The 14,222-nt window shown below is 73.7% G+C and carries 8 protein-coding genes and 1 pseudogene; 3 read left to right on the forward strand and 6 right to left on the reverse strand.

Features of this window, described 5'->3' with window-relative positions:
- Positions 1–103 precede the first annotated feature (103 nt).
- Complete coding sequence (locus tag IE153_RS31350) at positions 104–1,825, forward strand: hypothetical protein (RefSeq protein WP_229829260.1); 1,722 nt, start codon at positions 104–106, stop codon at positions 1,823–1,825.
- A 67-nt stretch (positions 1,826–1,892) separates the two neighbouring features.
- Here IE153_RS31350 and IE153_RS31355 read toward each other — a convergent pair whose 3' ends face one another.
- The 6 genes from IE153_RS31355 to IE153_RS31380 form a co-directional block, all read right to left on the reverse strand.
- Entirely contained in the window at positions 1,893–2,534 is a 642-nt protein-coding gene (locus IE153_RS31355; RefSeq protein ID WP_189593119.1) for a cutinase family protein, read from the reverse strand.
- 150 nt (positions 2,535–2,684) lie between these two features.
- Positions 2,685–3,905 carry a PucR family transcriptional regulator gene (locus IE153_RS31360; RefSeq protein ID WP_189593120.1) on the reverse strand — a complete coding sequence of 407 codons (1,221 nt, stop codon included), beginning with the start codon at positions 3,903–3,905 and terminating at the stop codon, positions 2,685–2,687.
- A 122-nt stretch (positions 3,906–4,027) separates the two neighbouring features.
- On the reverse strand, positions 4,028–4,975 hold the full coding sequence (locus tag IE153_RS31365; protein ID WP_189593121.1) for an alpha/beta hydrolase: 948 nt from the start codon (positions 4,973–4,975) through the stop codon (positions 4,028–4,030).
- 21 nt (positions 4,976–4,996) lie between these two features.
- Complete coding sequence (locus IE153_RS31370; RefSeq protein ID WP_189593122.1) at positions 4,997–8,965, reverse strand: type I polyketide synthase; 3,969 nt, start codon at positions 8,963–8,965, stop codon at positions 4,997–4,999.
- A complete protein-coding gene (locus IE153_RS31375; protein WP_189593123.1) occupies positions 8,962–10,716 on the reverse strand; it encodes a fatty acyl-AMP ligase in 1,755 nt (584 codons plus the stop codon). Before IE153_RS31375 ends, IE153_RS31370 begins: the two co-directional genes overlap by 4 nt.
- Before the next feature lie 72 nt (positions 10,717–10,788).
- The gene (locus IE153_RS31380) at positions 10,789–12,363 is read right to left on the reverse strand and encodes an acyl-CoA carboxylase subunit beta (RefSeq protein ID WP_189593124.1); all 1,575 of its coding nucleotides are present in this window, start codon (positions 12,361–12,363) and stop codon (positions 10,789–10,791) included.
- 275 nt (positions 12,364–12,638) lie between these two features.
- On the opposite strand from IE153_RS31380, the gene IE153_RS31385 reads away from it, so the two are divergent.
- The gene (locus tag IE153_RS31385; protein ID WP_189593125.1) at positions 12,639–13,496 is read left to right on the forward strand and encodes an aldo/keto reductase; all 858 of its coding nucleotides are present in this window, start codon (positions 12,639–12,641) and stop codon (positions 13,494–13,496) included.
- A 60-nt stretch (positions 13,497–13,556) separates the two neighbouring features.
- A pseudogene (locus tag IE153_RS31390) lies at positions 13,557–14,113 on the forward strand (ATP-binding cassette domain-containing protein); the annotation flags it as partial.
- Positions 14,114–14,222 lie beyond the last annotated feature (109 nt).

Here is a 14,222-nt window from a genome sequence, read left to right on the forward strand (position 1 = left end):
GAGCCCGGGCGCGCTGTGCGCCGGTGACAAGCCGCCATCCGGAAGCTGAGTTCTCATCAGCACTCCCTGAGAGCGGTCGTGCCACCGCCCTAGCGTCCGTGGCATGGACATGAACCGTACGTACAGAGGGAAGTGGCGCGGTGCCGTGCTCGCGGTGCTGCTGACCGCCGGGACACTCACGGCCGCCGCCCCGGGCGCCGGCGCCGAGGGCACGCGCACCGAGACGCCGGTGACGTCGACGTCGCCGGTGACCGGGGTGACGGAGTCGATGGTGCGGGTGAAGGTGCCGCTGCCGGAGTCGGCCGGGCCCCGTCCGGCGGCCTGCGACTGGCTGTCGTACCTGCGCTACCGTTCCGCCGACGGTCCGGTCGCGTCGGCCGAGGCGGACCGGATCCTCATCGCCCAGCCCGGCATCCTGGAAGGGGCGGGGGCGTTCGACAGCGTCGCGCGCAACACCGTCACGCGGGCCGCCGGGCAGGGGCAGCACATCGAGTTCTGGGCGCTGGACCGGCGCTCCAACTGCCTGGAGGACCGCACCGGTATCGCCTCCGGCGACCAGCACACCGCCGTCGACTACTACTACCGCGGCAAGCAGGTCGACGGCCGCACCTTCGGCGGCTACACCGGCAACGCACAACTGGGCTGGATGGCGAAGCTCGGGATCGAGCAGACCGTACGCGACCAGTACGACCTGCTCACCGCCGAGTTGCCCTCCCAGGCACTGCGCAAGCGGAAGGTGCTGTGCGGCGGGCACTCGCTGGGCGGAGTCATCACCGGGTACTTCGCCGCCGCCGACTTCGACGGCGACCGCGTCACCACGGCGGATGCCGGGTACAACCAGTGTGCCGGCTACTTCGCCCTCGACACGACCGTCTCCACCACGCTGGGCGACCTCAGCGGCAGCATCCCCGGCGACACCAACCTGCCCGACATCGGTCTCGGTTACGGCGTCGTGCAGGCCGGGCTGGACAGCGGGGTGCTGCCGCGCACCCTGTCCGCGCCGGTGCTGCTCAACCCCGAGACCATGACCCTGCTCGGCATCGCGGGCCTGGGCGCGCTGAAGGACCTCGACGGTGAGGCCGACCTGCTGGGCTATCTGCCCCGCAACCTCAACATCGAGGCCACCAACCGCTTCCTGTTCGCCAAGGACACCGCCACCTTCCTCAGCGGCTCGCCGGCGGTGAGGGACTTCCGGCTCACCAACGGGGCGGTGCTCGGGGCGCTGCTGGACGACAACTCCGTACCGCTGGCGTTCCTGCAGACCAGTGTCGGCTTCTTCGACGGCGGACCGATCGCCGACAAGAGCTTCCCCGCCGCCAACGGGGGCGACGCCCAACCGGGGCTGTACGGGACCGCGTACAAGGCCATCCCGGACCGGCCGCACGGTCCGCTCTACACGTGGCGCACCTACGACCGCGTCGGCGACGCGGACGACCCCGGCTACCGGTCGGCCGACGGCACCCCGTTCACCGGAGCCGGCGAGGAGGTCACCGATGTGCGGCAACTGGCCCGCAGCCTGGCCGAGCAGCCGCTGGACTTCACCGAGCAGTACTTCCCGACCAAGCTGGTCACGGACATCGAGCTGGCCACCTCACCGCAGGTGAAGAAGCTCGTCGTCCACCCCGAGGGGCTCAAGGCCAACCCGGTGCTCACCGTCCTCGCCGGTGAGGGCCTGCTGGCCGGCCGGGTCCCGGCCGACCTGCACCCGGTGGTCGCGGACGGCTACCAGCACCTCGACGTCCTGACCGCCGCGCCCGTGCAGAACAACGGCCGGCCGGAACTCGTCTCCACCAGCCTCGCCGGCTTCGCGCGGACACCGCGCTAGCCCCGTCCGGTACGCACGCCCGGGGCCCGGGAGGATGTCCTCCCGGGCCCCTTCGTGCCGGACGGGATCAGATCCTGCCCGCGGCGAACGTGGCCGCCTCCTCGGCGTCGTCCCGGTAGCTCAGGTGCGCCCCGACGTCGCCCCCGCCGTTCTCGCAGACGGGGTCGCCCTTGGCACAGAGGTCGAGGGTGCGGCTCTGGTAGGTGCCGGTGACGCTCTTGCCGAGCGCCCGGATCGGGTTGCCGAACAGCAGCACCGCGGCGACCTTCGGCTCGACAGCGGCGGGCAGGGTGGCCACGATGGGGCTGCCGACCACCGCACCGGCGCTGCTGATGCCGATCGAGTTGTCGACGACGTTCGCGCCCTGCGAATAGCCGACGAGGACGAACTTCTGATTCGGGCAGGCGGCGGCCTGACTCTTCACATGGTTCACCAGATCCAGATTGCCCTGTGCCGCGGACGTGGGGGAGAGGTCGGCGGGGTAGTTCACCTTGTAGCTGGTCACATTCTTGCCCGCCGCCTTCTTCTGCAGGGCGGAATACACCGGGTCGCCGACGATGAAGCCGAGCGTGCCCGGCTCGAGGGTGCCGCGGGCCGCGACGACCTCGACGTCCGAGCAGGCCACGGCCATGGCCGGGGGAGCCGAGAGGGTGGCGAGCCCGGCCCCGCCGGCCAGTGAGAGCGCCGCGAGACACATACGGATACGCATGGGGGATCCTCCGCGTGGAAAGGCGCGTGAAGCGCCTGCGAAAAAGGACGCCCCGAACGTATGGGCTTTCTCTCGCCTGCCGTTATGGACGGGATTATGGAAACCCCGCCGGTTTTTGTCGCCGATTGAGTAAGCGCCTGAATGCGGACGTCAGCTCTGCGGTGTGTGCAGTGATTCCGCGCGCAACGCGAGAATGAGGTCGAGGCGGGTCGCCGGGTCGTGCAGGGCCTCGCCGAACAGCTTCTCCAGCTGGCGCAGGCGGTAGCGGACCGTCTGCGGGTGGATGTGCAGCCGCACGGCGACGTCCGGCACATTGCTGCCGCTGAGCAGCCAGGCCAGCAGTGTCTCGGCGAGCCGGTCGCGCTGCCCCGCCGAGACCGTGTCGAGGGGCGCCAGGACCCGCGCCCGGAGGCGTTCCAGCAGCGGCTCGTCGCCGTACAGCAACAGCGTCGACAGGTGCTCGGAGCAGCGCACCACGCCCTGGCGGGGCAGCACCCCACGGCCCATCAGTCCGAGCGCCCGGGTGGCCAGGCGCAGCGACTGCGCGGCCTCGGTGACCGCGACCGTCGGGCCGATCGCTGCGGGCCGGCCGCGCAGCGCGAGCGTGAACGCCCGGCCGCCGATGCCACCGGAGCCGTCCGGGTCGGGCACCAGCATGCGCGGCGGACGGGACCCCATGTCCACCAGCGCGCCCGCCGCCGCCAGCGGCCGGTCCTCCTCCCGCCGGTCCGGCGCCGCCGCGAGCGCCACGACGGCGACCGTCCGCGGCACGGGCCAGCGCGCGCCGTGCGCCAGGTCCTGCACGGCCTCCGGCGCCACAGGCCCGTCCTCCAGGAGCAGCTCCAGCAGGCGCTTGCGGCGCCGCTCCAGCTCGTCGGAGCTGCGCAGCTGGGCCTCGGCGTACCCGGACGCGGCCGCCTGGGCGACCTCGTGCACGGTCCGGAACGCCAGCTCCCCGAGCACGGCCATGACCGTGGAGTCCAGCCCGAGTTCCTCAGCCGTCTGGCCCATCCGCCGCCAGGCGCGCATCCCGCCGACCCGCAGCGCGGACTGCAGCGCGTCCAGGCTGCGGCCCTCCAGGGCCTCACCCCGCCCGAGTTCGTAGTACGTCGCCGCGATCGCGCCCCCGTCGTCGCGCGGATCGGCGATGTGGTCGACGAACAGGGTCAGCGCCTGCACCACCCCGGACCGCAGGTTCTGGCGGTACGTGCCGTCGGCGGGCCGGGCGTACTCGGGGACCTGGCGGCGGACCTCCTCCTCCACCTCGTCGGCTACGGCCGCCAGATCGGCGCGCAGCACCTTCGCCAGCTCAGGGGGGAACTGCGGGGCAGCGGGGCGGTCCGGCACGCCGTGCGGGGTGGGCACAGCCATCACGGACACTCCTTTCGACCGGAAGCGGCTCACCCGCGGGCTGTCGCCTGTGGGACGAGTGGGGAGTCCTGTGTAGGACGGACGACCCCTCCGTTCCGTTCCGTGCCCCGACGGCACCCCCGTCACTCGGGCACGCCCAGCGCACGGGCGAGGACAGGCCACGAGGCCGTGAACTCCGGCTTCCAGTGTGCCCAGTCGTGCCCGCCGCCCCCGTAGAAGTGCGTGGTGGCCGGGATCCCCATCAGGGCGAGCGTACGGGCGAAGCCCTGGGCCGAGGGCCACAGGGCGCTCTCCAGGATCCCGGGCAGCGGATCACCGCCGCCGCCCACCCCGCTGCCCTGCGACACGTACAGGGCCGTGCCGCGCAGCCCGGTGGCGCGGGCGCGCGGGTTGAAGTCCCGCCAGGTCAGGAGGTTGAATACCGGATTTCCCCAGAGGGACGCGGCCGGGAGGTTCTCGCGGGCCACGATCGCGTCCATGATGGCGGGAACACCGGGGGCCGTGGTGTCGAGGATGCCGCTGTAGGAGGCCGCCGCGGTGAACGCCCCGGGGTGGCGGGCCGCGTGGGCCATGGCCCCGTAGCCGCCGGTGGAGACGCCGGCGACCGCCCGCACGCCGGAGGCCCGGTAGTCGCGGGCGAGCAGTGCCGGCACCTCCTTCAGCTGGAACGTCTCGTAGTCGGGGCCGCCGCGCCAGACGCTCGGGATGCCGGTGGGACCCGCGTCCGGCATCGCCACGATCAGGTCGCGGCCCGCGGTGAACGCCTCGATGTCCGTCTCACGGGTCCACGAGGTGTAGTCGTCGTGCGCCCCGTGCAGCAGGTACAGCACCGGGTACTTCTTCTCCGGACGCGTACCGAAGTCCGACGGCAGGATCAGCCGGACCGGCGCGCTGCGGCCGAGCGCCGCGGAGGGCACGGACACGTCCAGCGTGCGCGGCCCGAGCCGGGTGGCCGCCCGGGCCGTGCCGGTCGCGGCCCCGAACAGGGCGGCGAGACCGGCGGCGGCCGTCGCTCTGGCGACGGTGCGCCGGGACACTCCGGCGGCGGGCTTCTGCGGCAGGTGGGACATGACGGCTCCTCGGGTTCCATGTCAGGGGGCCGGCGCGGCGAGTGTCCGGCTCAGATGGGCGGCGATCTCGCCGACGTGCGGCGGATCGAGCAGCGACAGATGGTGACCGGCCACCGGCACCACCTGCAGACGTGGGCACACCTCGTCCCAGCCCAGCGCCGGGTCGTCCCGCTCGTAGGCGGGGTCGCGCACGGTGTGCGGCGCGCGTTCGGTGGCGCGGTAGAGGACCACCGGCCCGTCGTGGGGGGCGGGGCTGTGCGACTCGCCGATGCCCATGTCCAGGTAGGAGGAGCGCTGGTGCTCCAGCGCCGCGGGCGGCACGTCGGCGGCCTCGCGCAGGGCCCGCAGCACGACGTCGATACGGGCCGCGTCGTCGTCCATCGCCACGAGCTCGTCGTACGGCAACTCCAGTCGCACGCCATAGGCGTCGGCGACGTGGCGGGCGAAACCCTCGAAGTGCGCCCGGATCCGCTCGGACCGCGTCGACCCCGGGCGGGGGAGCGGCCGTACGGAGTCGATGAGCACGACCAGCCGCACCTCCCGTCCGGCGGCGGTCAGTTGCCGGGCGGTCTCCTGGGCTACGAAGCCGCCGAAGGACCAGCCCCCCAGCAGCAAGGGGCCGTCGGGGTGGACGGCGTCGATCGCCTCGGCGTAGCGCCGCGCCTTCTCGGGCACGGTACCGGCCTCCTCGATCCGCTCCAGTCCGTACACCGGCTGGTCGTCGCCGAGGAGTTCGGTCAGCGTCCGGTAGACGCTGACCGGGCCGCCGGCGGCGTGGACGAGGAACAGCGGGGGCCGCGAGCCGGTGGCGCGCAGAGGCCGCACCGGGGTGTCGTCCCGGGGGAGGGCGCGCTCGATACGGGTGGCTGCGTCCTCGACGGTGACGGCGGCGAACAGGTCGCGCAGGGGCAGTTCGATACCGAACTCGCGCTCCACCGCCGTGCGGACGCGCACGGCCATCAGCGAGTCCAGCCCGAGGTCGGCCCACGCGGTGCCCGGGGTGATACGGGCGGGGGAGTGGCCGGTGACGGCGGCTATGTGGTGGGTCAAACGGGCCAGGACCGAAGAAGGCTCGGTCACCGCGGCAGGAGGTTCCTCCGGCAGCGGCTCCACGCGAGCGGCCCGCCCGTCCGTCCACCAGTGCCGTACGTGCCGCCACCGGGGCAGCGGCAGGTCGACGACCCGCCCCGGTGGCACCGGCAGTCGCTGTCCCGCGGCGTACAGGGCACCCAGTTGCCCGGCGAACGCCTCCGACCCGTCGGCGTCCCGGCGCAGCGTGGCCAGGGCGAGGGCACCGGGCACGGTGTCGGCGACGGCCCCCGTCAGCACGGGGTGGGGGGAGATCTCGACGAAGGCCGTGTGGCCGTCGGCCGCGGCCGACGCCAGCGCCCGGTCCAGCCGCACGGGCCTGCGCAGGTTGGCCGCCCAGTGCGCGGCGTCGAAGAGACAGTCGCCGCGCGGGTCGTCGAGGACCGTGGAATGGACCGGGACGCGTGGCCGCCGCCCCCGGATGCCGGACAGCGCGTCCACCAGCTCCGGCAACAGCCCGTCCACCTGGGGCGAGTGCCCGGCGCCGACGACCCGCATGGCCCTCGCCGCCCGGCCCTGCCCCTCCAGCCGGCGCACGAGCCCGGCCACCGCGGCCTCGTCACCCGTGACGACCTTCTGCCGCGGCGAGGAGTGCACGGCGACATGCACCTCCGGGAAGTCCCGCCCCAGCCAGTCCAGTTCGGCGTCGTCCAGGTCCACCACGGCCATCGCGCCGCCCCGCAGTCCGCTCAGCAGCCGGGCCCGTACGGCGATGACACGCGCCCCGTCCGCCACGTCCAGCGCGCCCGCGCACACGGCCGCCGCCACCTCACCCATGGAGTGGCCGATGACACCGGCGGGCTCGACACCGTGGGAACGCCACAGCTCGGCGAGTGCCAGCTGGAGGCCGAACAGCACCGGTTGGGCGACCTCCAGACGGTCGAGACCCTCCCCCGAGGACAAATGGTCGTACAGGGACAGGCCGCACTCGGGGGCGAGCTGCGGGTCGAGCTTCTCGACGGCGGCGGCGAACGCGGGTTCCTCGGCCAGCAGCCGGCGCCCCATGCCGGGCCACTGACTGCCGTACCCGGAGAAGACCCACACGGGGCCGCGCCCCACGCGGTCGCGGTCCCCGGTCGTCACCCGTGGATCCGGGCGTCCGGACGCCAACGCGTCCAGCGCGTCGGGCAGTTCGCCCCGGTCACGGGCGACCACGGCGGCACGCACGGGCCCTCGGCCCGCACGGCCGGCCAGGGTCCGGGCCACGTCGGCGGGGTGCGCGGCGCCGTCCCGCAACCGGCCGGCGAGCCTGCCCGCCGTGTCGCGCAGGCGCTCGGTGTCGAGGTCGGACAGCAGGTGCACCCGGGCGGCCGGTTCCTCGGCCGGTCGTACCGGGACCAGGCCGGGCGGCCCCTCCTCCAGCACCACATGGGCGTTGGTGCCGCCGAAACCGAACCCGGAGACGCCCGCGACGGCCGTGCCGCCGTAGCGGGGCCAGGGCTCGGGCTCGGTCACCACCCGCAGCCGGGGATCGCTGAGGGAACTGCCCTCCTCACAGTGCAGGGACGGTGGGATGCCGTCGTGGTGCAGCGCCAGCACGGTCTTCACCAGGCCCGCGACGCCCGCCGCGGACTCCAGATGACCGAGGTTGCCCTTGGCGGACCCCAGCAGCAGCGGCTGGTCGGGGTCCCGGCCCGCGCCGAGCACCGCGCCGAGCGCACCTGCCTCGATCGGGTCGCCCAGCGGTGTGCCCGTGCCGTGTGCCTCCACGTAGTCGACGTGCTCGGCGGCGAGCCCGGCCTGTGCGTACGCCCTTTCCAGCAGGGCCAGTTGCGCGGCCGGGTTGGGTGCCATGAGGCCGTTCGAGCGGCCGTCGGAGTTGACCGCGCTGGCCCGGATGACGGCCAGCACACGGTCGCCGTCCCGCTCGGCGTCGCACAGCCGCTTCAGGATGACGGCCGCGCAGCCCTCGCCGCGCCCGATGCCGTCGGCCGCCGCGGAGAACGGCTTGCAGCGCCCGTCCGGTGCCAGGGCGCCCGCCCGCAGGAAGGCGACCGTGACGGTCGGCGACAGCAGCAGGTTGACCCCGGCCGCGATCGCCGTGTCGCTCTCGCCGGTGCGCAGGCTGACGCAGGCGTGGTGGACTGCGACCAGCGAGGAGGAGCAGGCGGTGTCGACGGCAAGGCTCGGTCCCCGGGTGTCCAGGACATAGGCGAGCCGTCCGGCGGCGACGCTGAGCGCGCCCCCCGCCGGGGCCCAGGGGTCCACGGCGGCCGGGTCGGCGCCCGTCAACTGCCCGTACTCCGGTGCGGAGATGCCGACGAACACGCCGGTGGCCGTGCCCGCCAGGGACCCGGCCGGCACGGCGGCGTGGTCGAGCGCCTCGTGGACGACCTCCAGCAGGATCCGCTGCTGGGGGTCCATCACCGCGGCCTCGCGCGGGGTGATGCGGAAGAAGTCCGCGTCGAACCCGGCGATGTCGTCCAGATAGCCGCCGTACGGATGGGCGTCGGCGGGCGGGAACGCGGTGAAGTCGCGCCAGCGGTCCTCCGGGACGCGCCGGATCGCGTCGACGCCCTCGCTGAGCAGCCGCCAGTAGTCGTCCGGGCCGTGCACGCCGCCGGGCAGGCGGCAGCCGACCCCGACGACCGCGACCGGCTCGGCCGTCCCGCCCGGCACGGCGGGACGCGACACCGGCGCCCCCTCGGCTCCCGGGGCAGGCGTCTCGCACAGCCGCGCCAGCAGGGCCGCCCCGGTGGGCGCCTCCCACAGCAGCGTCGTCGGCAGCTCCCGGCCGGTGGCGCGGGACAGCTCGCCCGCCAGGGCGACGGCGTCCCGCGAGGCCATGCCGAGGTCGGCGAGCGGCCGGTCCATCGGGACGTCGTCCGGGGACGCCCCGTTCCAGGCGGCCACCCGCTCGGCGATCAGCCGGCGCAGCGCGGCCTCGTCGGCGGACCTCATACCGCGGCACCCGCCCGTACCTGCCCGCCGTAGGCACCCTCCAGATACCGGGCGCGGGTCAGCGCCCGCGACACCTTGCCGCTGGAGGTGCGCGGCACGGTGCCCGGCGGCACCACGACGACGTCGGCCAGCCGCAGTCCGTGCCGGGCGGAGACGGCGCCGCGCACGGCACGCACCAGGGCGGCCACGTCCAGCTCGGCGAGGTGGGCGGTCCGCGCGTGCTCGGCCACGACGACCGCACACTCCCCACCGGCACCGCCCGGCACGGCGAAGGCGGCGAGCCGGTCCCGACGCACCGCCTCGTGCGCCTCCTGCGCCGACGCCTCGACGTCCTGCGGGTAGTGGTTGCGCCCGTCGACGATGATCAGGTCCTTCAGCCGTCCCGTGACGACGAGTTGTCCCTCCAGCACCGTCCCCAGATCACCCGTGCGCAGCCAGCGGCCCGGACCGGCCGCGCCGTCCGCGAACTCGGCGCCGAAGACCTCCTCCGAGTCCCGGTTCCAGTAGCCGCGGCCCACGTTCGGCCCCTGCACCCAGATCTCCCCGACCTCACCCTCCGGCAGCGGCACCCGCGTCACCGGGTCGGCGACCCGCACCCGCTGACCCGCCGGCGTGCCACAGCCCGTCAGCAGCACCGCCCGGGGATCCTCGGGCCGGGCGGGCAGGGCCTTTCCGGCCGCCAGGGCGTCGCGGTCGAGCGCGAACCGGCTGAGCGGCTCACCCGGCCGGGCCGCGCACACGAACACCGTGGCCTCGGCCAGCCCGTACGACGGGCAGTGCGTCCCGGGTGCCAGGCCCTGGTTCGCGAACGCCGCGTGGAACCGGTCGGCCGTGCCCGGGCGGACCGGCTCACTGCCGTTGATCAACGCGGTCACCCCGTCCAGCCGCAGACCCTCCTTCTGGTCGGCGGTGACGGTCGCGACGCAGTAGTCGTAGGCGAAGTTGGGCGCGGCGCTCACGGCGTGCGGATGCGCGGCGAGCAGTCGCAGCCAGCGCACTGGTTCGTGCAGGAACGCGGCCGGGTCCATCAGCACCGACAGCGCGCCGCGCGCCACCGGGGCCGCGACGCTGAGCACCAGGCCCATGTCGTGGTAGAGCGGCAGCCAGCCCACACTGGTCATCGGGCGGGTGTCGAGGCCGTAGGCGGCCAGGGCCTGGCGGGCGTTGGCGACGACGTTGCCGTGGCTGATCTCCACGCCGGCCGGGGCGCGGGTCGAACCGGACGTGTACTGGAGGTAGGCGGGTGCCCCGGGGTCCAGGGGGACCGGTTGCCGGTCCGGGCCGCCGTCGGGCACCTCGTCCGCCACGACGATCCGCGGGCCGCCGGCCCCGAGGAAGTCCCGCACCTCGTCATGGGCCCGGCTCGTGGTCACCACCACCGAGGGCCGCGCGTCGGCCAGGACGCCCGCGAGCCGGTCGGCGTGCCCGGGCAGGCCCGGCGTGTACAGCGGGACGGCGACCAGCCCGGCGGACAGGGCCCCGAGGAAGGCGGTCACGTACTCCGTACCCTGCGGACACAGCAGGGCGACCCGGTCCCCGGGCCCGGCCTCGTCGGCGAGGCGCGCGGCGAGCGCCCGCACCCGCACGTCCAGGCGGCGCCAGGTCAGGGTGCGGTGGACGCCGCGCGAGTGCGGCGCCGGATGCTCGACGAAGGTGAAGGCCCGGCGGTCGGGTGTGGTCTCGGCCCAGTGCCGTACGTACTCCGGCAGGGTGGGGCACGCGGGCGCGAGCGGGGGGCGGCGGCTGTCCATCAGGCGGGGCTCCTCACGGCGCGGATCGGCTTACGGGTCACAACAACGGGACAGGGGGAGAGAAGAGGGCGGCTAGAGGGGGATGTTGCCGTGCCGGCGTTCCGGCATCGGGGCGCGTTTGCCCCGCAGTGCGCGCAGGGCGCGGCAGACCTGCTCGCGCGTCTCGCGCGGCGCGATGACAGCGTCGACATAGCCGCGCTCGGCGGCGAGGAACGGGGTGCCGTGGGTGCGTTCGTATGCGGCGAGGAGGTCGGCGCGCAGCGCCTCCGGGTCGTCGGACGCGGCCAGTTCACGCCGGTGCAGGACGCCCACGGCCCCTTCGGCGCCCATGACGGCGATCCGGGCGGTGGGCCAGGCGAGGTTGACGTCGGCACCCAGGTGCTTGGAGCCCATCACGGCGTAGCCGCCGCCGTACGCCTTGCGCACCACGACCGTGACCTTGGGGACGGTGGCCTCGGCGTAGGCGTAGAGCAGTTTCGCGCCGCGCCGGATGATCCCGGCCTGCTCCTGCCGCACCCCGGACAGATATCCGGGCACGTCGGCGAAGGTGAGCAGCGGGATGCCGAACGCGTCGCAGAACCGGACGAACCGTGCGGCCTTCTCGGACGCGTCGATGTCGAGGACCCCGGCGGCGTGCAGCGGCTGGTTGGCCACGACGCCCACCGAGCGGCCCTCGATCCGGGCCAGGGCGCAGATGATGTTCGGCGCGAACAGCTCCTGCACCGGGAGCAGTTCACCGTCGTCGACGACCGCGTGCAGGACGTCCCGCATGTCGTAGGCCTCGCCGAGCCGGTCCGGGACGATCGCGTCGAGCCCGTCACCGGCCGGGGCATGCCCGGGGGCGTACTCCGGGGGCCGTTCCAGATTGTTGGCCGGCAGGTACGACAGCAGGTCGCGCACGGTGTCGAGGGCGTCCCCCTCGTCGGCGGCCAGGAAGTGGGCGTTGCCGTTGACGGTGTTGCTGGTGCGGGCGCCGCCCAGTTCCTCGGCGGTGGTGCGCTCGCCGGTGACGGTCTCGATGACGTCGGGGCCGGTGACGAACATGTGCGACGCGCCGTCCACCATGATCGTGAAGTCGGTGATCGCCGGCGAGTACGCGGCACCGCCCGCGCAGGGGCCGAGGACGACCGAGATCTGCGGGATCACCCCGGACGCCTTGACGTTGCGCCGGACCAGCTCGGCGTAGAGGGCGAGCGAGGCGACACCCTCCTGGATCCGGGCCCCGCCGGAGTCGTTCAGGCCGATCACCGGGCAGCCCGTCTTCAGGGCCAGCTCCATCAGGGCGACGGTCTTCTCCCCGAAGGCCTCGCCCATGCTGCCGCCGAACACGGTGGAGTCCTGGGCGAACACGCAGACCGGGCGGCCGTCGACCGTGCCGTACCCGGTGACCACGCCGTCGCCGTAGGGGCGGCGGGCGTCGTGCTCCGCGGGCCGGGCCCGGACGAACAGACCGGTCTCGGTGAAGGAGTCCTTGTCCACGAGCCGCTCGATCCGCTCCCGGGCCGAGAACTCCCCGCGTCTGCGCGGACCGCCCTGAGTCACCGCACGCTCGCGGCGGTGCTCCAGGCCGGCGACGCGCTCCGCGGTGCCCCCGGGCGGGTGCGTCGCCGTCTCCCCCGGACCGGATGCCGTCACCTCTGTGCTCACAACCACCTCCGAAGTGGTCCTCGAATATGGCAGTGAGGCGGAGGAGTGCCCTACGGATCGCCGGTCTGTGTGGGGGAGATGAGTCCTCGGGCGCGGGGTTTCATCCGGGTGTGACAAGGAGGGCGTGGGACGGCCCGGGCGCGATGCCGTGGTCCGGGGCGCGATTCAGCGGTCCGGGTGCTGAATGCGTTCTCCTTCTTCTATTGGACCCCCGGCCGCGCGGCGTCCAGGCTGGAGTGCACCATCGCCCGCCAGCCGGAAGAGGTCACGAACCCATGCACACCCGCCGCATCGGTGACGTCGAGGTCAGCGCGATCGGCCTGGGCGCGATGCCCATGTCCATCGAGGGACGACCGGACGAGGACCGCTCCCTCGCCACCATCCACGCCGCACTCGACGCCGGCGTGACCCTGATCGACACCGCGGACGCCTACCACCGCGACGCCGACGAGGTCGGTCACAACGAGACCCTGGTCGCCAAGGCCCTCGCCTCGCACGACCGCGGCGGCGACGTCCTCGTCGCCACCAAGGGCGGCCACCTCCGCCCCGGCGACGGCAGCTGGACCCTCGACGGCAGCCCCCGCCATCTCAAGGCGGCCTGCGAGGAGTCCCTGCGCCGGCTCGGCGTCGAGGCCATCGGCCTCTACCAGTTCCACCGTCCCGACCCGCGCGTCCCCTACGCCGAGTCCGTCGGCGTGATCCGCGACCTGCTGGACGAGGGCAAGATCCGCATGGCCGGCATCTCGAACGCGAACCCCGAACAGATCAGGCAGGCCGGCGAGATCCTGGGCGGACGTCTGGTCTCCGTACAGAACCAGTTCTCCCCGGCCTTCCGCTCCAGCGAGCCGGAGTTGCGCCTGTGCGACGAACTCGGGATCGCGTTCCTGCCCTGGAGCCCCCTCGGCGGGATCTCCAAGGCCGGTGAACTCGGCTCGGGCCACGCGCCCTTCGCCCGCATCGCCGAGGCGCACGGCGTCAGCGCGCAGCGCGTGTGCCTGGCCTGGATGCTCGCCAAGTCGCCGGTCGTCGTCCCGATCCCGGGCGCGAGCCGGCCCGAGACGATCCGCGACTCGCTCGCCGCCACCGACCTCGTCCTGACGGCGGACGAACTGGCGGAGCTGGACGTCGCCTGAGCAGACCACGAGACCCGGGGACGGCCGCGCGCCGCCCCGGGTCTCGTGCTGCACGCGAGCCAGCGCGCGCGTTCGGTGGGCGAGGTCCTCCAGGCTCCCGAACTGGAGGACAACGAGGGCAAGGCCGAGCGCAGCGCCCTGCGCGGGGCCGTCACCTTCGAGCAGGTCGCCTACGCCTACGAGACCGACGGGCGCACCGCCGTGCGGGACTTCACCCTCGACGTCGCACCGGGCGAGACCATCGCCCTCGTGGGCGCGTCCGGCGCGGGCAAGTCCACCGTCCTCAACCTCGTCATCGGCGTCATCCGGCCCACCTCGGGCCGGCTGCTGCTCGACGGCGCCGACATGAACGGCCTCGCCCTGCACACCTACCGGCGCTTCCTGTCGGTGGTGCCGCAGGAGTCGATCCTCTTCGACGGCACGATCCGCGAGAACGTCGCCTACGGCATGGACGACGCCGACGAGGAGACGGTACGGGCGGCCCTGCGCGACGCCAACGCGCTGGAGTTCGTCTCGTCGTGATGGGCGACGGTCGCATCGACGAGATCGGCACACACGAGGAGCTCCTGCACCGGGGTGGGGCCTACACGGCCCTGCACAGCGGCCAGATCGCCTAAGACCGGTCGCATCCGATCACTTCTCGTCAAATCTGACCCAGGTAAGAAAATCGTGTGAATGTTTCCGCGTGGTTCGGGCATACGCAGCGAAAACAGAGAGAGGGGCGCT

The organism is Streptomyces massasporeus (genome assembly GCF_014648995.1).
GTDB classification, from domain to species: domain Bacteria; phylum Actinomycetota; class Actinomycetes; order Streptomycetales; family Streptomycetaceae; genus Streptomyces; species Streptomyces massasporeus.